Annotated in this window: 15 protein-coding genes; 13 read left to right on the top strand and 2 right to left on the bottom strand. The window is 64.7% G+C overall.

Annotated elements, in window-relative coordinates; all coding sequences use genetic code 11:
• Window positions 1-147 precede the first annotated feature (147 nt).
• The 6 genes from ftsE (at window position 148) to ACVOLO_RS10935 (ending at window position 5,219) form a co-directional block, all read left to right on the top strand.
• Window positions 148-834: a cell division ATP-binding protein FtsE gene (gene ftsE, locus ACVOLO_RS10910; protein ID WP_481570303.1), complete on the top strand. Its 687-nt coding sequence runs from the start codon at window positions 148-150 to the stop codon at window positions 832-834.
• Between the two features lie 9 nt (window positions 835-843).
• Window positions 844-1,791 carry a permease-like cell division protein FtsX gene (gene ftsX, locus ACVOLO_RS10915; RefSeq protein ID WP_481570304.1) on the top strand — a complete coding sequence of 316 codons (948 nt, stop codon included), beginning with the start codon at window positions 844-846 and terminating at the stop codon, window positions 1,789-1,791.
• Window positions 1,792-1,798: 7 nt separating this feature from the next.
• Window positions 1,799-2,641, top strand: a complete 843-nt coding sequence (locus ACVOLO_RS10920) for a response regulator (protein ID WP_481570305.1) — start codon at window positions 1,799-1,801, stop codon at window positions 2,639-2,641.
• Window positions 2,641-3,357 carry a uracil-DNA glycosylase gene (gene ung, locus ACVOLO_RS10925; RefSeq protein WP_481570306.1) on the top strand — a complete coding sequence of 239 codons (717 nt, stop codon included), beginning with the start codon at window positions 2,641-2,643 and terminating at the stop codon, window positions 3,355-3,357. The genes ACVOLO_RS10920 and ung overlap by 1 nt, the downstream gene beginning before the upstream one ends.
• Before the next feature lie 181 nt (window positions 3,358-3,538).
• A complete protein-coding gene (rpoH, locus tag ACVOLO_RS10930; RefSeq protein ID WP_481570307.1) occupies window positions 3,539-4,414 on the top strand; it encodes an RNA polymerase sigma factor RpoH in 876 nt (291 codons plus the stop codon).
• Between the two features lie 403 nt (window positions 4,415-4,817).
• Window positions 4,818-5,219 (top strand): GFA family protein, encoded by a 402-nt coding sequence (locus ACVOLO_RS10935; protein WP_481570308.1) that lies wholly within the window; start codon window positions 4,818-4,820, stop codon window positions 5,217-5,219.
• Between the two features lie 35 nt (window positions 5,220-5,254).
• Here the strand turns inward: ACVOLO_RS10935 and ACVOLO_RS10940 are convergent, their stop codons facing one another.
• The gene (locus ACVOLO_RS10940; RefSeq protein ID WP_481570309.1) at window positions 5,255-6,550 is read right to left on the bottom strand and encodes an NAD(P)/FAD-dependent oxidoreductase; all 1,296 of its coding nucleotides are present in this window, start codon (window positions 6,548-6,550) and stop codon (window positions 5,255-5,257) included.
• A gap of 113 nt (window positions 6,551-6,663) precedes the next feature.
• On the opposite strand from ACVOLO_RS10940, the gene ACVOLO_RS10945 reads away from it, so the two are divergent.
• Window positions 6,664-7,503 (top strand): NYN domain-containing protein, encoded by an 840-nt coding sequence (locus tag ACVOLO_RS10945; protein ID WP_481570310.1) that lies wholly within the window; start codon window positions 6,664-6,666, stop codon window positions 7,501-7,503.
• A gap of 33 nt (window positions 7,504-7,536) precedes the next feature.
• Window positions 7,537-8,157, top strand: a complete 621-nt coding sequence (locus ACVOLO_RS10950; RefSeq protein WP_481570311.1) for a glutathione S-transferase family protein — start codon at window positions 7,537-7,539, stop codon at window positions 8,155-8,157.
• Window positions 8,158-8,672: 515 nt separating this feature from the next.
• Here the strand turns inward: ACVOLO_RS10950 and ACVOLO_RS10955 are convergent.
• Window positions 8,673-11,804, bottom strand: coding sequence for a TonB-dependent receptor (locus tag ACVOLO_RS10955; RefSeq protein ID WP_481570312.1), 3,132 nt, complete (start codon window positions 11,802-11,804; stop codon window positions 8,673-8,675).
• Between the two features lie 882 nt (window positions 11,805-12,686).
• Here ACVOLO_RS10955 and ACVOLO_RS10960 point away from each other — a divergent pair.
• From ACVOLO_RS10960 to ACVOLO_RS10980, 5 genes are all read left to right on the top strand, one after another.
• Window positions 12,687-15,149, top strand: a complete 2,463-nt coding sequence (locus tag ACVOLO_RS10960) for a GH92 family glycosyl hydrolase (protein ID WP_481570313.1) — start codon at window positions 12,687-12,689, stop codon at window positions 15,147-15,149.
• Window positions 15,150-15,247: 98 nt separating this feature from the next.
• Window positions 15,248-16,309, top strand: a complete 1,062-nt coding sequence (locus ACVOLO_RS10965) for a LacI family DNA-binding transcriptional regulator (protein ID WP_481570314.1) — start codon at window positions 15,248-15,250, stop codon at window positions 16,307-16,309.
• A gap of 44 nt (window positions 16,310-16,353) precedes the next feature.
• Window positions 16,354-17,661, top strand: a complete 1,308-nt coding sequence (gene fucP, locus ACVOLO_RS10970; protein ID WP_481570315.1) for an L-fucose:H+ symporter permease — start codon at window positions 16,354-16,356, stop codon at window positions 17,659-17,661.
• A gap of 6 nt (window positions 17,662-17,667) precedes the next feature.
• Window positions 17,668-18,663 carry a carbohydrate kinase family protein gene (locus ACVOLO_RS10975; protein ID WP_481570316.1) on the top strand — a complete coding sequence of 332 codons (996 nt, stop codon included), beginning with the start codon at window positions 17,668-17,670 and terminating at the stop codon, window positions 18,661-18,663.
• Complete coding sequence (locus ACVOLO_RS10980; RefSeq protein WP_481570317.1) at window positions 18,660-19,895, top strand: AGE family epimerase/isomerase; 1,236 nt, start codon at window positions 18,660-18,662, stop codon at window positions 19,893-19,895. Before ACVOLO_RS10975 ends, ACVOLO_RS10980 begins: the two co-directional genes overlap by 4 nt.
• Window positions 19,896-19,952: the final 57 nt, after the last annotated feature.

The raw sequence follows: 19,952 nt of genomic DNA on the forward strand, positions 1-19,952 counted from the left end.
ATGCTCGGCAGAGGCTGTACCGGTAGTGCCCCATGCCGAGCATGGCTCGGCACTACAGGTTGCAATGCCCGGTCGCCGAGCATCGCCAGGCCCTACACGTGACCTGCATTCCCCGCAGTCCGCCCGCGCTCCGGCATAATCGGCAGCATGAGCGTCCTGCGTTTTGACAATGTCAGCAAACAGTATTCCGGCGGCCATCAGGCGCTGGTGGATGTCAGCTTCGAGGTCGCGGCCGGCGAGATGTTGTTCGTCACCGGCCACTCGGGGGCGGGCAAGAGCACGCTGCTGAAACTGATCCACCTGAGCGAGCGCCCCACGCGCGGCGCGGTCATGTTCGGTGAGCGCAATCTGCTCAAGGTGCGTGGTGGCAAGGTCGCCCTGCATCGCCGCGAGGTTGGCGCCGTCTATCAGGATCACCGCCTGCTGGTGGACCGCAGCATCGGCGAGAACGTCGCGTTGCCGCTGATCCTGCGGGGTGATCGCCGTGCCGAGACCGGCAAGCGGGTGCGCTCGGTACTGGAGCGTGTCGGCCTGGGGCATCGCGAGAAAGCCCTGCCCACCGAACTGTCAGCCGGTGAACAGCAGCGCGTGGGCATCGCTCGCGCCATCATTGCCGAGCCCAGGCTGCTGGTGGCCGACGAGCCCACAGGCAACCTTGATCCCACGCTGGCAGCGGAAATCATGTCGTTGTTCGCCGAGCTGCCTTCGCGCGGGACCAGCGTGCTGGTGGTCAGCCACGACCTGGCGTTGATCAAGCAGATGCGCAAACGCGTGCTGATCCTGGATCACGGCAAGCTGGCCGATGACATCTCGCCGGACGAACTGGCGGAGTGAGCGAACCCGATGAGTAAACCTGCAAACACCGAAGCGGCCGCGCCGTCGCGCGTGGGCACCTGGATCAACCATCACCTGCACAGCGTGGTCTTCAGCCTGGGCCGCGCGCTGCGCAAGCCGTGGGCGACCGTGCTGACCGTGGCGGTGATGGCGCTGGCGCTGGCCTTGCCGCTGGGCCTGTCGATCGCGCTGGACAACCTCAAGCACTTCGCCGGCAGCGTGCAGCAGTCGCGCGACATCAATCTGTTCCTGAAGCCCGAGCTGGATGCCGCCGCCGCGCAGGACATCGCCAAAACCCTGCGTGCCCGCGTTGATGTGGCCGAGGTGCTGTTGCGCACGCCGGACGAAGGCCTGGCCGAGCTGCGCCAGAGCGCCCAGCTGGGCGAAGCCATCGACGCACTCGGCGACAACCCGCTGCCGACGCTGCTGATCGTCACCCCGGCCGACGGCAACGATGCCGCGCTGGCCAAATCGCTGGAAGCGTTGCCGCAGGCCGACCTGGTGCAGCACGACGCGCTGTGGCGGCAACGGCTGGATGGCTGGTTGGCGTTCGGCGCACGGCTGGTGCAGGTGCTGTCGGTGCTGCTTGGCCTTGGCGCGGCGCTGGTGGTCGGCAACACCGTGCGCCTGGACATCCAGGCCCGTCGCGAAGAGATCGGCGTGCTGCAGCTGCTGGGCGCCAGCGACGGTTTCATCCGCCGTCCCTTCATCTATCTGGGCGCGTGGTACGGCCTGGCCGCCGGCGCATTGGCGCTGGGCTTGATCGGCCTCTGCGGGCTGGCCTTGCGGCCGCCGCTGGCCACGCTGTCGCAGAGTTATGGCAGCCCGTTCGTATTGCACGGGCTGGACCTGTTCCATTCTTCGATGGTGCTGGTCGCCACGACAATCCTGGGTTGGTTGGGGGCATGGCTGGTGACCGGCCATTTCCTCCGGCAGACTCGCCCGACCGAAACCTGAGGCCGGCATGTCCACGCAAGAGCTCAAGCATCTGATCAGCGACGCACCGCGGGTAATGGTGGTCGATGGCTCCAAACTGGTGCGTCGCCTTATCAATGACGTACTCAAGCGCGAACTGCCCGACGTGGAAGTGGTCGGCTGCGCCAGCATCGCCGAAGCCCGTGAAGCGCTGGCCGCCGGCCCGGTGCACCTGGTCACCACCTCGCTGGCGCTGCCCGACGGTGATGGCCTGGCGCTGGCGCGCAGCGTGCGTGAAGCGGCCGGGCAGGCGTACGTGCCGGTGATTGTGGTTTCCGGCGATGCCCAGCAGCACCTGGAGCAGCGCCGCTTCACCGAATACGTCACCGACTATTTCGACAAGGCGCTGGGCCATGAAGCCTTGGCCGCCTTCATTCGCGGCTATGTGCAGCCTGAGCCGATGGCTGATGCCACGGTGTTGTATGTCGAGGACAGCCGCGTGGTCGCCGAAGCCACCAAGCGCATGCTGGAGCGGCACAACCTGCACGTGGTGCACGTGCTGACGGCCGAGGATGCCTTCTCGCTGCTCACCGCCGAGTCGCTGGGCCGTACCACGCGCGAGGTGGATCTGGTGCTGACCGACGTGACGCTCAAGGGCGAGCTGAGCGGGCGCGATGTGGTCGAGCGCATCCGCATCGATTTCGGCTACGGCAAGCGCCGCCTGCCGGTGCTGGTGATGACCGGCGACGGCAACCCGCACAATCAGTCGGCGTTGCTGCAGGCCGGTGCCAATGACCTGGTGCAGAAACCCATCGAAGAACGCCTGCTGGTGACCAAGGTGTTGTTCCAGCTGCGGCTGGCGCGCCTGGCACAGCCGGCCGTCACCCTGTGATGGCCGAGGAGGCACCGCAGATCCAGCTGGAACCCAGCTGGAAAGCGCGTATCGGCGATTGGCTGCTGCGCCCGGAGATGCGTGAGTTGTCGGCGTTCCTGCGCCAGCGCAAGGCGGCCGGCGCGCATGTGTTCCCGCCGGGCCCGCAGATCTTCGCCGCGTTCGACGCCACCCCGTTCGAGCAGGCCAAGGTGGTCATTCTTGGCCAGGACCCGTACCACGGCTACGGCCAGGCGCATGGGCTGAGTTTTTCGGTGCCGCCGGGCGTGCCGGTGCCGCCGTCGCTGCTCAATATCTATAAGGAGATCGAGGCCGACCTGGGGATTCCGCGCCCGGACCATGGTTGCCTGATCCCTTGGGCGCAACAGGGCGTACTGCTGCTCAATGCGGTGCTGACCGTGGAAGAAAGCAAGGCCGGTGCCCATCAGGGCCGTGGCTGGGAAGGCTTCACCGACCATGTGGTGGATGTGCTCAACCGCGAGCGCGAAGGCCTGGTGTTCCTGCTGTGGGGCGCTTATGCCCAGCAGAAGGGCAAGGTCATCGACACCCGCCGTCACCGCGTGCTGAAGGCGCCGCATCCCTCGCCGTTGTCGGCACACCGGGGCTTCCTGGGCTGCCGTCATTTCTCCCAGGCCAATGACTACCTGCAGCGCCGCGGGCAAACGCCCATCGACTGGCGCCTGCCGGCACGGGCGGCATTGGACAGCGCCGGCTGAATCGGGTTGATCGCTGTCATATGCGTGGGCGACAAGGTTTGCTAGGTTAAACGCCTTGGTTGAGCGGCTCCGTTTTTGTCGCCCATTCATGTTTTAAAGTGCGTTTTTCGACAAAAACAGAACGCTGGAACTTTTTCTGTACTGGCCAGTCCAATAGCCCGGACTGCTAAGATGAGATCCTATGAACCTGAACACCTCTACTGCCCTTGTGGCAAACAATCTCCCGATTCCCAGCGCGCTTGGCTCGCTGGACGCCTATATCGGTGCCGTGCACCAGATCCCGGTGCTGTCGGTCGATGAGGAGCAGGAGCTGGCGCGTCGATTCCGCGATGAACTGGATCTGGACGCCGCCCGTGAACTGGTGCATTCGCACCTGCGCTTCGTCGTGCATGTGGCCCGCGGCTACAACGGCTACGGCCTGCAACTGGGCGACCTGATCCAGGAAGGCAACATCGGCCTGATGAAGGCGGTGAAGCGCTTCGACCCGGAAATGGGCGTGCGCCTGGTGTCCTTCGCGGTGCATTGGATCCGCGCCGAGATGCATGAGTTCATCCTCAAGAACTGGCGCATCGTCAAGGTCGCCACGACCAAGGCGCAGCGCAAGCTGTTCTTCAACCTGCGCAAGTCCAAGACCCGCCTGGGCTGGATGAACGCCGCCGAGGTCAGCGCCGTTGCCAAGGACCTGAACGTCTCCGAGCGTGAAGTGATGGAGATGGAGTCACGTCTGTCCGGCCGCGATATCGGCTTTGACGCGCCGTCGGACGAAGACGACGATCATGCGCCGCCGTCACCGGCTGCCTACCTGGTGGCGCGCGATGAAGACCCGTCGCAGGCCTATGAGCGCGAGGACAGCGAAGACAACCAGTTGAGCCTGCTGCGTGAAGGCCTGGCCAAGCTTGACCAGCGTTCGCGCGACATCATCGCCCGCCGTTGGCTGGATGCCGACAGCAAGGTGACGCTGCAGGAGCTGGCCGATGAGTACGGTGTGTCGGCCGAGCGCATCCGCCAGATCGAGGCCAATGCGCTGAAGAAGATGAAGGCGTTGTTCGCCGCCTGATGAAGGCGCGACAGCGGCAATAAATGAAAGGCCCGGGGAAACCCGGGCCTTTTTGTTGTTGAAAGGGCGAGGGCCGGAGCAGGGGATTCGCATCCTCCTTCTTTCCCGCGAAAAATTGGCCGAAGCACGTATGTGAATGCAGGCGATGACTGCAGGCGGGCCCGACCCTCACCCCAACCCCCGCTCCGCGCCCCGGCCCTTGCGTTAACGCAAGGGCGTTCGACGGACAGTGAACCAGTGGTTCAAAACCTGTCCGCCTCACCCCGCACGCGGGAGAGGGGCTCTCAGCTGAGACTCGACGCTAATCAGATCCCGGTGGGTGAGGGGCTCAACGGGGGAACTCCCGGTTCCTGCGCCACGATTGGGTTAGATTTTGCCCCTGCATCCACCAGCGGAGACGACGATGAAAGGACATTGCCTGTGCGGCGCGGTTGAAGTGGTAGCCAATGCATCCCGTGAGATCGGGCTGTGTCACTGCAGCATGTGCCGTCGTTGGACCGGCGGGCCGTTCTTTGCGGTGCATTGCGATGACAAGGTGCAGTTCACCGGCAGTACGCTGAAGACGTTCCGCTCTTCGGAATGGGCCGAGCGTGCGTTCTGCGATACCTGCGGCAGCACGCTCTATTACCGGCTGGTGCCTGATGGCGAGTACTTCGTGTCGGCGGGGTTGTTCCAGGAAAGTGCGTTCGAGCTGGCCAGCCAGATATTCATCGACGAAAAGCCGGCGTTCTACACGCTCGCCAATGAAACGCCGATGCTGACCGGCAAGCAGGTGTTCGAGCAGTTTGCCGCCGGCGGGAACTGAGCCGCGCCGACGGCATTGCGGTCATTGCACGGCTGTCACTGGGTTGATTCGGGAGCAACCGGCCGGCGCGACTCGTAAGGGCTGCCGAGGATGATGCGCGCGCTGCGCTGGTAGCTCCAGTACGCCACGCCCCAGTTGAGCAGCACCACCAGCCGGTTGCGGAAGCCGATCAGGAAGAACACGTGCGCGGCCAGCCAGAACCACCAGGCCAGCAGGCCGGACAGCTGCAGCTTGCCCATGTGGACGATGGCGGCCATGCGGCCGATGGTGGCCAGGTTGCCCTGGTCGCGATAGCGGAACGGCGGTGGCACGGGTTTGTTGTGCAGGCGCGCGCGGATGTGTTCGGCGATGTAGCTGCCCATCTGCTTGGCGGCCGGTGCCACGCCGGGAACCGGGCGGCCGTCTTCCTGCATCAGCGCGGCGAGATCGCCGGCGACGAAGATCTCCGGGTGGCCGGGAATGGTGAGATCCGGTTGCACCTGCACGCGGCCGGCGCGGTCCAGCGGCACGTCCAGGGTGCGGCCCAGCGGTGAGGCGGCGACACCGGCCGCCCAGACCACGGTGCGCGTGGGCACGAAGGTATCGCCCAGTTGGAAGCCCTGCGCGTCGATGTTGTTCACCGGCGTGCCGGTGAGTACTTCCACGCCCAGCTTTTCCAACTGCTGGCGGGCCTTGAGCGAGAGCGCTTCGGGGAACGAGGACAGCACGCGCGGGCCGGCCTCGACCAGCCTTACCTTGGCCGAGGCTGGATCAATGTGGCGGAACTCATTCTTCAAGGTGTGGCGGGCGATCTCGGCCAGGGTGCCGGCCAGCTCCACGCCGGTGGGGCCGCCGCCGACCACGGCAAAGCTGAGCCAGGCGGCTTTCTTGTCCGGGTCGGATTCGGCCTCGGCGCGCTCGAATGCCAGCAGCAGCTTGCGGCGCAGGAGCAGGGCATCGTCCAGGGTTTTCAGGCCGGGCGCATCCTTGGCCCATTCGTCGTGGCCGAAATACGCGTGGGTGGCACCGCTGGCGACCAGCAGCAGGTCGTAGTCCACCGATGTGGCATCGCCCAGCAGCACCCGGCGCTGCTGCTTGTCGATGGCGACCACTTCACCCAGCCGGACATCGACATTGCCCTGTTTGCGGAGGATGTGCCGCAGCGGGGCGGCGATATCCGGCGATGACAGCCCGGCCGTGGCGACCTGGTACAGCAGGGGCTGGAACAGGTGGTGGTTGCGACGGTCGATCAAGGTGATGCGCAGCGGGGCACCGGCGAGGGCGCGGGTGGCCCACAAGCCGGCAAAACCGCCGCCGACGATGACCAGGTGGGGAACTGGGTCGTGTGGCATGGACTCTCCTTGGGGGCCGACGAGGCGGCCAATGGCAACAACGGGCGCTGGAGATGATTGCATGTGACATGGCGTGAACACGAATTGGCGATACTGGTGTTCAGCCATTTGCCATGGAGCACCACGTGTCCGAGCCCGAGAAGCGAATTGCCCTGTTGATTGATGCCGACAACGCGCCGGCGTCGAAGATCGACGAGATCCTGGTGGAAGTGGCCGGCTATGGCGTGGCCAATGTGCGCCGCGCCTATGGCGACTGGAAGAATCCACGCCTGAAGGGATGGGAAAGCGTGCTGCACGAATTCGCGATCCGGCCCATCCAGCAGTTCGCCTATTCCAAGGGCAAGAACGCCTCCGACATGGCGATGGTGGTGGATGCGATGGACCTGTTGTACGCGCGCAACCTGGACGGCTTTGCCATTGTCTCCAGCGATGCGGATTTCACCCCGCTGGTGATGCGGCTGTTGACCGACGGTCTGAAGGTGTACGGGTTTGGCGAGCAGAAAACGCCGCTGGCATTCGTCAACGCATGCTCGAAGTTCATCTACCTGGAAGCATTGGGGAATACCGAGCCGGACCTGCCGGAGGCGGCTGCATTGCCGGCAGCGACGCCTGCCGCCGTGCCTGCTGTGGTGGCTGGCGCGGAAAGTGCAGCAGCTTCGCCAGCAGCGGAGCCGATCAAGCCGCGTTCGGGCAATGACCTGCGGGGCGACGCGCGCCTGGTCAACCTGTTGCGTGGTGCGGTGGAAGCCGCTGCCGATGAGCAGGGCTGGGCGATGCTCAGTGCGGTGGGCAACCAGATTGCCAACCGTGCATCGTTCGACTCGCGTAACTACGGCTATCGCAAACTGAGTGACCTGATCACCGCCATTGGCCTGTTCGAGTTGAAGAAGGTGGGCAAGGTGCAGCACGTGCGTGCGTTGCCACGCAAGGGTGCGCGCAGCGAGCGCCAGTAGACTGTGTGAACGATTGATCCAGGAGCAGGACTGATGCTGAAAATCTGGGGACGCCATAACTCCAGCAACGTGCGCAAGGTGTTGTGGTGCGCGGAGGAAATTGGGCTGCCGTATGAGTCGATTGAAGTGGGCGGTGCGTTTGGCGGCACGCAGACGCCGCAATATCGCGCGATGAACCCGAACGGGCTGGTGCCGGTGATCGAGGATCACGGCCTGCCGTTGTGGGAGTCCAACGCGATCGTGCGTTACCTCAGCGCACGTTACGCGCTGGGTACGCTGTATCCGGAAGAGGTGGTGCAACGCGCACAGAGCGAGAAGTGGATGGATTGGACCGCTTCGACGTTTGCCGTGGCATTCCGTGATGTGTTCTGGGGCACCGTGCGTACCGCGCCGGCCGACCGCGATGAAGTACGCATTGCCGCTTCCCTGCAACGTTGTGGCGAACTGTTGGCGCTGGCCGATGCCGCGTTGGAGCAGCAGCCCTGGTTGTCGGGCGAGGCGTTTGCGATGGGTGATATTCCGCTGGGCGCGTTTGCCTATGCGTGGTTTGAAATGCCGATCCAGCGGCCGGAATTGCCGCATCTTGCCGCGTGGTATGCGCGGCTGAAGCAGCGGCCGGCGTACCGCAAGGGTGTGATGACCGCGCTGACGTGAGAGGGCGTGGGGCGAGCTTGGTAGTTTGCTTGGGACTTTGCTTGAAGCTCCTCTCCCGCTTGCGGGGTGAGGCGGACAGGTTTTGAACCACTGGTTCAGTGTCCGTCGAACGCCCTTGCGTTAACGCAAGGGCCGGGGCGCGGAGCGGGGGTTGGGGTGAGGGTAGCTTTGGCTTTGGCTAAAGAGCACTCGCAATAGCAGCAACGACAACAGCAACGACAACAGCGCCCCTCATCCGCCCTTCGGGCACCTTCTCCCGCAGGCGGGAGAAGGGACAATCAAATGCGGGTGTCAGCTGAAGCCTGTAGCCCACAGCCCAAAGCAAAAAGCCCAAAGCAAAAATCTAACAGCCAACAGCAAACAGCAACGGCGCCCCCCATCCGTCCCCCGCAGGCTGGGGAGGGGATTGGGTCTGCTTGTTGTTGGGTTGTTCGCCAAAAGAAACGGCAGCCGCCTGATACCAGCGCGACTGCCGTGGAGGATTGCCCCGTGCGTTCAGCGCGGGGCGGTGAGGCTTAGAACTTCCAGGTCAGGCCCATGTACAACTGGCGACCGGAATACACGTTGGACAGCAGACGCGCCTTGGTGTCGTTGCCCAGGTGCACGCGCTGCTCGGACTTGGTAGCGTTCAGCACCGAAGCGCTCAGGGTCAGGTCCTCGCGGATGTTGAAGGCCGCGTTGAGATCCAGCTGGTCGTAGGGTTCGGTGTAGGCGGTGAAGCCATTGTTCAGGCCGCCGACAATCTCGCCACGACGGTTGTACGAAGCACGCGCCAGGAACCTGCTGTTCTCGTAGAACACGGTGAAATTGGCCTGGTTCTTGGCACTGCCGACCAGCGGTGATTCGCCGATCTTCTCACCGTCGATTTCAACCGACGCCATGTTGGTGTCGTTGTAGGTGTAGTTGGCCTGGAAGCCCAGGCCGAAATCGAAGGTGTACTGGCCGTAGACTTCCACGCCCTGCGACACGCCATCGCGGCCGTTGGCGTCGGTCGAGTAGTTCTGCACGGTGACCGTCTGGCCGCCGACGTCCATCTGCAGGTCACGCACCACCGGCACGATGAAGTTCTTCACGTCCTTGCGGAACACGCCAACACCGGCCACGGCACCCGGCTGGAAGTACCACTCCAGGCTCAGGTCGTACTGCAGCGCCTCGAACGGATCCAGGCCCTTGTTGCTGCCCGAGCCGTACCAGCCCGGATTGGGCGCGCCGCCGGCAACACGACGGTCATTGCTGTACTCCTCGGAGTAGTAGCTCAGGCCGCCCGGGTAGGCGATGTCGGTGTAGCTGGGGCGTGCGATGACCTTGGAGGCGGCACCGCGCAGGACCAGGTTGTCGGTGATGTCCCAGGCGATGTTGAAGCTGGGCAGGACGTCGGTATAGGTCTTGTCCAGCGAGGCCAGCTCGTAGCTCTTTTCGCGAGCCAATGCGTCGGGCAGACGCACGAAGCCACCATCGCAGGTGTGGCCGACCAGGGCGGCGGCGGCCGGGTCGGTGCAGAGCATTGGCGCGCCGCTGGCGTTGTCGGCGAAGTAGTCGTTGAAGCGCTCGACCGAATCGCTCGATTCCGCATGCTGCTTGGTACGTGCCACGCGGATGCCCACGTTGCCGCGCAGGCGCTCGGTGCGGAAGTTGGCCTGGATGTAGCCGGAGTTGACCTTCTCTTCGACGTTGTAGACGAAGTCGCTCTCGCGGCGGTTGTGCATGCCGCCGTAGCGATCATTCAAGTAGCGGATGTAGGCCGGGTAGTCGATGCCCGGGAACACGTTGGCATTGAAGCCACCGGCGATGTTGCCCACGGGCTTGGACAGGAAGAAGCCGGGCTGGGCGACGCTGGCGTTGGGGTCGCAACCGGCCTGGTAACGGTTGTCGTCATAGTTGGCCGGATCGGTACCCGGGCACACCCAGTAGGTGTTGCCGGTGTTGCGATGGATCTTGCTGTCGCTGTACTTGGCGCCGAACTGGATCGAATCCAGCCAGCCAGCTTCAAACAGCTTGGTGAAATCGGCCTGGAAGTGGTTCTGCTCGGCGGTGGTCTGGGTCCAGGACGAATCGGTCGAGCCGGTATCGATTTCGGCGATGCCTGCCTTCAGCTTTTCCTGCAGGTCCGGCGAGAACGTGACCGACGGCGTGCCGGTGATGTCCCACGCGGTGTACAGGTTGCCGGCTTCCCAGTCGCTGCCGACCTTGCGGCGCGGCTTGGCGGCGGTGCGGAAGCTCATCGACGGGCCACCTTCGGACCAGGTGCGGCCACCGTTGAACGAGGCCTTCCACAGCGGGCTGATGTCCCAGTCCACGCTCAGGTCGGCGGTCTGCGACAGTGCCTTTTCGCGGCTGTAGGTGCCGGTCATCTGCGGGGTCGGGATGGTGCAGTCGTCCGGGCCCCAGCCGCCGCCCGGCAAGCCGGCGGCGCTGGCCTGGTCTTCGTCACAGATATAGGTCTTGCCGGCCAGCTTTTCGTATTCGGCGCCGGTGACGATGGTGCCGCTGTGGTCCATGGTGAAGCCGTTGAGCAGGCGTCCCGGTTCCCAGTTGCCGTCGCCGGCCACGCGCGCCAGGTTCCATTCCGGAACCTTCAGCATGTTCTGCGTGTAATTGCCTTCCAGCTCGAAGCGGAAGTAGTTGGCGGTCATGGTGACGTTGTCGACCGGCTTGAACTGGAAGGTCAGCTGGCCGCCGCTGCGTTCGCGCTTTTCATCCTTCACCGCGAAGTTCACCGAGGTGGGCATGAAGAAGCCGGAGTAGTGGCCACCGTTCTGGTCGTAGATGCCCGAGGCACCCCAGAACTTGTTGACGCCCGGCAGCGAATTGCCGTGGACATCCACCGGCCGGTGGCTGGGAGTGCCGGCCTGGTTCCAGACGTAGTCGTTGATGATGTTGCCGTTGGCGTCCACGCGGTCGCTGTACCACTGCCAGTCCTCAGTGCTGGTTTCCATGGTGCGGCTGTTGCGGTTCTGCCGGGTTGCGCCAACCAGCAGGCCGAAGCGCTCGTCCTTGCTGTGCCAGGAGTACATCGCCGAGGCCTGCGGATCGATGCCACTGCTGGTATCGGAGGCGGTGTACTCGATCGAGGCGAAACCGGAGTTGGCTTCCATGTCCAGCGGGCGACGCGTGCGCAGAATGACTGTGCCGCCGATGCCGCCTTCGTCGATGCGCGCTTCCGGCGTCTTGTACAGCTCGGCGCTGGACAGCATGTTGGCCGGCAGCAGCGTGTAGTTGAACGAGCGTGTGGCTTCGTTGTTGGTTTCCGAGGAGGCGACGTAGTTGCCGTTCAACTGGGTGAGGGTGAGGTCGGGGGCGAGGCCGCGCACGCTCACCGACTTACCTTCACCACCGCTGCGGGTGATGATCACACCGGGCACGCGCTGCAGCGCGTCGGCCACGTTCTTGTCGGGGAACTTGCCCACGTCTTCGGCGGTGATTACTTCCACCACGGCGTTGGCATCGCGCTTCTGCTCAAGGCTTTTCTCGATGGCATAGCGGTAGCCGGTGACATTGACGCTGTCCAGCGTGGTGGCGCTGGGCGACGGCGTTGCGGTGCTGGCTTGTTGTGCGAAAGCGCTAGCCGGCAGCATCGCTGCGGACAGTGCAACGGCGATGGCGGCGTACAGCGTGTCGCGGCCATGCATGCGTGCGTTCTGTTTCATTCCCCTCTCCTGGATTGAATACGTGGCTGGTACGGAAACTTGAATCGATCTAATTTTTGAAGCCGACTTCAGTGGGCGCAGGGTGCCTGACAGGTGACCTTCCGGTCACGACCAAGCCCCTTTGTCTTCCATTATTCCCGGCAATCGCGATCTTCCAGTTTGGATCGATCTAAACGATTGGCGGGGAATTTTTAACACAGCCGGGGGCGCTGACGCATGCTGCTACGCAATATGGCCAGGTTTGTGGCGGGTGTGCGGCCGTCGGTGGTGGCTTGGGCCAGGCCGTAAGGCGCAGGTTTTGCCCCCCTCCCTTGTGCAACGCGCAGGGGAGGGCCGGGGAGGGGAGCTTTCGCTTGTGCTTGGCGTTGAGTATCCGGGCCAGGGGAAACGGCACCCCTCCCCGGCCCTCCCCTTCACCTTTGGTGAAAGGGAGGGGGCGGATCTGCGCTGTAGGAGCCGCGTGTAGTGCCGAGCCGTGCTCGGCAGGGGCGTTACCAAAAAAGCTTCCGCGCGGCATGGCTCCGCCCCATCGCTGCGGCTTCTTCGGCTTGAAATTCGCCTTTCGGCGGCCCCGATGCTGCGCCGCAGAATGCATCTGCGGAAAAACCCATGCTTTACTTAAATCGATCTAAATTCCCGGGGAGGGGAGTCCGGGGCGCCGCCAGAGGCGCCTTGCAGGCTTTCTGATCAAGGAGATGGCGTTGTGATGCGCTGCATTTGCAAGCAGATCGACGCTGTTGACTACCTGTACGGGGAATGCGTGTTGTTTTTCTGATCCCGGCGTTCTCTCCCCATCCCGATGGGATGGGCCGGGATCAGCGGCCCGGCTTCGGCCGGGCCACCCTTTTGCCCTCATCGACATCGACCCACAGGATCCAGCACATGAGCCGCATGCCGTCCGCTACCGCCCATCCCCCCGCGCGCCGCCCGTTGGCGGGCCTGGCCTGCCTGCTGGCGCTGTCATTCGCGCCGCTGCTGCAGGCTGCGCCGGCCGGGTTGGAACGCGAGGTCAACACCTTCATTGGCAGCAAGGACGACGGCAACACCTTCCCGGGTGCGTCGGCACCGTTCGGGCTGATCCAGGTCAGCCCCATCGGCAGCCACTACGCCGGCTGGCGCTATGACGACGAGAAGATCCGGGGCTTCGGGCATTCCTTCATTTCCGGCGCCGGCTGCTGGGAGCAGGGCGGCCAGGTCTCGGTGTTGCCGGTGACCGGCAGCATTGGCCCGGGCGGTGATTTCGACACGGCCAATGCCAAGCATTTCGACCACAAGAATTACGCCTCCAGCTACAGCCACGACGGTGAAGTGGGGCAGGCCGGTTACTACAAGGTGCGCCTGACCAACTACGGCGGCATCGACGTGGAAACCACCGCGCGCACCCGCGCGGCCAGCGAGCGTTACACCTTCAGTGCCAGCAGCGGCCAGGGCCACGTGCTGGTCAACGTCGGCCAGGCCAACGAGCGGCATTCGGTGATCGGCAGCGTGGTTGACGTGGTCGGCGACCGCGCGGTGGAAGGCAAGCTGGTGACCAAGAGCTTCTGCGGCGGCCACCAGTACACCACCTGGTTCCGCATCGAGTTCGACCGTCCGTTCAAGGCGCATGGCACCTGGGGTGAAGCCGGCGGCCTGCCCAATGCGCGTCACAGCATGGAAGGCGAAGCCAAGCCCAACGGTGCATGGCTGAGTTTTGACCTGGCCGATGGCCGCGCGGTAACCGCCACCAGCGCCATCTCGCACGTCGATGCCGAAGGTGCGCGCAACAACCTGCGCGCCGATGGCATGCAGGGCAATGCGCTGCTGGGCTTTGATCGCATGCGCACGCTGGCGCAACAGGCCTGGCGCAAGGAGCTGGACGCGGTGCAGGTGCAGGGCGGCAATGCCGACGACCGCACCGTGCTGTACACCGCGCTGTACCACGCGTTGTTGCAGCCGATGACCGGCAGTGATGCCGATGGTCGTTACCGTGGCTATGACGATGCCATCCATCGCGCTGATGGCTGGACGTACTACGAATATTTCTCGCTGTGGGACACCTACCGCACGCAGAACCAATGGCTGGCGATGACCCGCCCGGACGTGGCGCGCGATATCGGCCGCAGCGTGCTGGCCATCGACGAACAGGGTGGCTGGCTGCCGCGCTGGGGCTATGCGAATTTTGAAACCAACATCATGACCGGCGACCCGGTGACGCCGTTCCTGGTGGACCTGTGGCGCTTTGGTGCATTGACCGGCCGTGAAGCCGATGCGTGGAATGCGCTGCGTCGCAATGCGTTCTCGATGCCGCCGATGAACTCGCGCTTTGCCGGCCGCTCGGGCAATGCCAGTTACCTGGCCAACGGTTATGTCGCCTACGACCGCGCTTTCCCCTCCAAGGGCATGGACGTGGACCCGCACCATGGTGGCTCGGCCACGCTGGAATACGCACTGGCCGACTGCGCGCTGGCACAGATGGCCGATGGCCTGGGTCACGCCGATGACGCAAAGGTGCTGCGCGAACGCGGCGGCAACTGGCACAAGCTGTGGGATGTGGACGTGCGCGATGCCGAGACCGGCTTCAGCGGTTTCCCGCGCCCGCGCGATGAGCATGGCAAGTGGTACACGCCGGCCGATGGCCATTACAGCCCGCGCTCGCAGCACGGCTTCCACGAAGGCACCGGCTGGCAGTACCAGTGGCTGGCGCAGCAGGACGTACCGGGCTTGGTCGCGGCGATGCATGGCCGTGAAAAGGCCGGCGAACGTCTGGATGCATTCTTCGCCTACGAGGACCTGCTCAAGGCACCGCTCACCGCTGCACGCAAGGAATGGGTGGTTGGCCCGTACAGCTATTACAACCAGTACCGCTACAACCCGAACAACGAGCCGGACCTGCACGCGCCGTGGATGTACACGCTGATCGGCCAGCCGTGGAAGACCGCCACCGTGGTGCGCGCCGCGCAACAGCTGTTCACCAATGCGCCCAACGGCGTAACCGGCAATGACGACCTGGGCACGATGTCGGCCTGGTACCTGTTCAGTGCGCTGGGCCTGTACCCCGCGGTGCCGGGCAGCGGTGAGCTGCTGCTGCACGCCCCGCGTTTCGCCCGCGCCGACATCAAGCTGGGCAATGGCCGCACGTTGACGTTGCAGGCGCCCGGTGCCGATGGCCGCAGCCTGCAGTACATCCAGGGCGTGCAGTTCAACGGCAAGCCGCAGCAGAAGGTATGGCTGGACTGGGAGCAGCTGCGCCAGGGCGGCACGCTGCGTTTCGCGCTGGGTGCGCAGGCGCCGGAGCAGGGCTGGGGCACCGCGGTGTCGGACCTGCCGGTGTCGTACTGCGCCACCCCGGGCAGTGCGCTGCAGTGAGCAACAGGCGCGCCACGCCTGCTACGACACCGCCGGGCGCCGATGCGCGCCCCGGTGATCCATTAGGCTTGGCGCATCCAGACAGACCAGCGGAAGCGATGAACGAGAAATCTCCAGGCGCCGGCAAGGGCGTGCGCAGGGCCGGCAAGCAGGCCGTCACCGTCACCGATATCGCGCAGGCGGTGGGCGTGTCGCGGGCGACCGTGTCGCTGGTGCTGCGTGGCAGCCCCCTGGTCAACGTCGACACGCGGGCCAGGGTCGAGGCCGAGCTGCGCCGCCAGCGGTATGTCTACAACCGCACCGCGGCCAACCTGCGGCGTCGTACGTCGTCCTCGATTGCGCTGGTGATCAATGACCTTTCCAACCCGTTCTTCGCCGAGTTTGCCTCCGGTGTGGACGAGGCGCTGGGCAGCAAGGGCTATGTGACCCTGCTGGGCAGCACCGGCGAATCGCCCGAACGCCAGCAGGCGGTGTTGTCCACGTTGATGGAGCACACGCCCACCGGCTTCATTCTTTCCCCGGCCGAAGGCAGTGACGCGCAGGCGTTGACCCAGGTGCTCGGCGCGCATGCCAACGTGCTGCTGTTCAACCGCGAACTGGTGGGCGCGGAATGGGATTTCCTCACCCTGGACAACCAGCACGGCGCCTACATGGCCACGCGGCACCTGATCGAGCGTGGCCACCGTGACATCGCGTTCTTCGGCGGACATACGGCGTCCAGCTCCTGCGCGCAACGCCGCCTGGGCTACCAGCAGGCGATGAGTGAGGCGGGCTTGCCGCTGCATGCGGACTGGCTGATCGAATCGGCGCCCAATCGCCTGGAAGCGGCCGCACGTACGGGTGAGTTGTTCAGCACCACGCAACGCCCCAGCGCAGCGGTCTGCTACAACGACACCGTCGCGCTCGGCCTGATGCTGGGCCTGACCTCGCGCGGCATCCGCCCGGGCGGCGATTTTGCCGTCACCGGCTTCGACGATATCTCCGAAGCGGCCGTCGCGGTGCCGCCGTTGACCACCTTGACCGCTGACCCGCGCGAGCGTGGCCGCCAGGCCGCTGCATTGCTGCTGCAGCGTTTGGAAAACCCCGATGCCGCACCGATGCGCACTGTCGCGCCGGTGCAGCTGCGTATCCGTGAAAGCAGCGCTGCACGGCCTGCCTGATTTCCTTTCCTTTTCACACCACACCGCACTGAGGCGCAACGCGCATGGCGATACCATCAACCCCGCTGAAAACGACCGGCTCGTCCGCCTCGGTGGTCAACCCCCGGATGGCCCTGGCGGTGGCCACCACCATCTTCTTCATGTGGGGCTTTTTGACCAGCCTCAACGATGTGCTGATTCCGCACCTGAAGGCCGTGTTCGAGCTGAACTACACCCGCGCGATGCTGGTGCAGTTCACCTTCTTCGGCGCGTACTTCCTGATGTCGCTGCCGGCCGGTCGGCTGGTGGCACGGCTCGGTTACAAGAATGGCATCGTCGCCGGGCTGGTGATCGCCGGTATCGGCGCGCTGGGCTTCTGGCCTGCGTCGACCCTGCGCGTGTACGAAGGCTTCCTCGCCTCGTTGTTCGTGTTGGCCACCGGCATCACCGTGTTGCAGGTCGCCGCCAATCCCTACGTCGCCTTGCTTGGGCCGGAGCAGACTGCGTCCAGCCGACTGACCTTGGCGCAGGCGCTGAACTCGCTGGGCACTACCTTGGCGCCGTTGTTTGGTGGTTTGCTGATCCTCGGTACCACGGTCAAGAGCAGCGAGCAGATCAATGCACTGCCGGCGGCCGAGCAGTTGGCGTACCGCGCTGCTGAAGCGCAGTCGGTGCAGGGCCCGTATGTTGGCCTGGCCATCGCGCTGGTGTTGCTGGCGGTGTTTGTTTATCTGTTCCGTCTGCCGCCGTTGTCCGAAGCCACCGAGCAGGCGGACACGGGCCACCACACCTTGATGGATGCACTGCGTCAACCGCATGTGCTGTTCGGCGTGCTGGCGATCTTCTTCTATGTGGGCGCGGAAGTGTCCATCGGCAGCTTCCTGGTCAACTATCTGTCGATGCCGGAAATCGGCGGGCTGACCGAGCAGCAGGCCACCCACTATGTCTCGTTGTACTGGGGCGGGGCGATGGTTGGCCGCTTCGCAGGCTCGGCACTGCTGGTGCGCTTTTCGCCGCGTAGATTGCTGGCTGGGTTTGCTGTGGCGAACGTGGTGTTGCTGACCTTGACGCTGATGTCATCCGGGCAGACCGCGCTGTACTGCATCGTCGCCACCGGCCTGTTCAACTCGATCATGTTCCCGACCATCTTCGCGCTGGGCATCGAGCGCCTCGGGCCGCTGACCAACAAGGCCTCCAGCCTGCTGATCATGGCCATCGTCGGCGGTGCCTTGATCCCGCTGTTGCAGGGCGTGCTGGCGGACAGCATCGGCCTGCATCACTCCTTCATCGTGCCGCTGCTGTGCTACGGCTACGTCATTTTCTACGGACTGGTGGGCTCGCGCCCCCGTACCGGCAACGGCCAGGGGGGCTGAGGCCAGATGGGCAAGATTGTTTGTTTCGGCGAAATTTTGATCGATCTACTAGCGCAGCCGCCGGCCACGCCGGATACGCCACGCGCGTTCCTGCAGTACGCAGGCGGTGCGCCGGCCAACGTCGCCGTGGCCGCCGCACGGTTGGGTGCAAGCAGCCATTTCGCCGGCATGCTGGGCCGTGACATGTTTGGTGACTTCCTGCTGGAAAGCCTGGAAGAGGCCGGCGTGGCCACCGACTGCATCGTGCGCACCGATGCGGCCAAGACCGCGCTGGCCTTCGTGGCGCTGGATGCCAGCGGTGAGCGCAGCTTCAGCTTTTATCGACCGCCCGCAGCCGACCTGCTGTTCCGCAGCGAGCATTTCCAGCCGGCGTGTTTCGACGACACCGCCTGCTTCCATGTCTGTTCCAACAGCCTGACCGAGCCGGCCATTGCCCAGGCCACGTTTGCCGGCATGGATCGCGCGCGCGCTGCAGGCGCGGTGGTCAGCCTTGATCTGAACCTGCGCCCGGCGCTGTGGCCGGCCGATGTCGATCCAACGCCCTGGCTGTGGCAGGCACTGGAACGTGCCGATCTGGTCAAGCTCTCGCGCGAAGAATTGGATTACCTGGCCCAGCCGTTGGGCGAGGATGGCGAAGTGCAGGTGCTGATGCGTCTGCTGGGCGCACGCGCGCGTTGGGTGATCGTCACCGACGGCGCCGGCACGCTGCGCTGGTACACCCGCCAGGCCAACGGTCAGGTGCCCAGCTTCCGCGTCGAGGCTGTCGATACCACCGCTGCCGGCGATGCGTTTGTCGGTGGGGTGCTGGTGGGGCTCAGCGAGCGCGGCGGTGCTGGCGCGGGCTTTGCCGCGTTCTGCGAAAACCCGCAGGCCATTGCCGACACGCTGCGCTTTGCCGCAGCCGTGGGTGCGCTGGCCGTCACCCGCAAGGGCGCGTTTGCGGCCATGCCCAGCCCGCACGAAGTGCAACAACTGCTGCTGCAACAGGAGGCCATCGCATGAACACCACCGCTCCCGATTTCCGCTCCCCGGCCTTCCTGCGCGCGCATATCGCCGACACGATGGCCTTCTACCACCCGCATTGCATCGACGCCGAAGGCGGCTTTTTCCATTACTACCGGGACGACGGCAGCATCTACGACCGCAGCCATCGTCACCTGGTCAGCAGCACTCGCTTCGTCTTCAACTACGCCATGGCCTACCGCGAGTATGGCAATGCCGAGTACCTGGAAGCGGTGAAGCACGGCGTGGACTACCTGCGCAATGTGCATCGCAATCCAGCCACCGGCGGGTATGCGTGGACGCTGCGCGATGGCAAGGTCGAGGACGACATGAACCACTGCTACGGCGTGGCCTTCGTGCTGCTGGCCTACAGCTGCGCATTGAAGGCCGGCATCGCGCAGGGCCGCGAGTGGATGGACGAAACCTGGCAGTTGCTGGAGCGCCATTTCTGGGAACCGCAGCACGGCCTGTACCGCGACGAAGCCGACGCACAGTGGAACTTCACCGGCTACCGCGGCCAGAACGCCAACATGCACATGTGCGAGGCAATGCTGGCCGCATTCGAGGCCAGTGGTGAACAACGCTACCTGGAGCGCGCGCTGCAGCTGGCCGACAACATGACCCGTGGTCAGGCGGCCAAGGCCGGCGGCCTGGTGTGGGAGCATTACGACACCGACTGGAACATCGATTGGGATTACAACCTGGACAATCCCAAGCATCTGTTCCGCCCGTGGGGTTTCCAGCCCGGCCACCAGACCGAGTGGGCCAAGCTGCTGATGATCCTGGACCGCCACGTGCAGGCCGACTGGCTGGTGCCGACCGCGCGCCACCTGTTCGACACGGCGATGGCCAATTCCTGGGACGACGCACGCGGCGGCCTGTATTACGGCTTTGCGCCGGAAGCACGTCGTCAGCCCGGCATGGACGGCGCGGCCATCGGCGACGACAGCTTTGTCTGTGATGACGACAAGTATTTCTGGGTGCAGGCCGAATCGCTGGCCGCCGCCGCGCTGCTGGCCAAGCGCACCGGCGATGACAGCTACTGGCAGTGGTACGAGCGGCTGTGGGCCTACTCGTGGGCGCACATGGTCGATCACACCCATGGCGCCTGGTTCCGCATCCTTGACGCGGACAACCGCAAGTACAGCGACGAAAAGAGCCCGGCCGGCAAGACCGACTATCACACCATGGGCGCCTGCCACGAAGTGTTGAACGTGGTGCGCGCGGGCTGAGCAACAGCGTTCGTGTTGTTTCAGTCGTCATCCCCGCGAAGGCGGGGATTGCTCGGG

The organism is Stenotrophomonas sp. STEN056 (genome assembly GCF_056759635.1).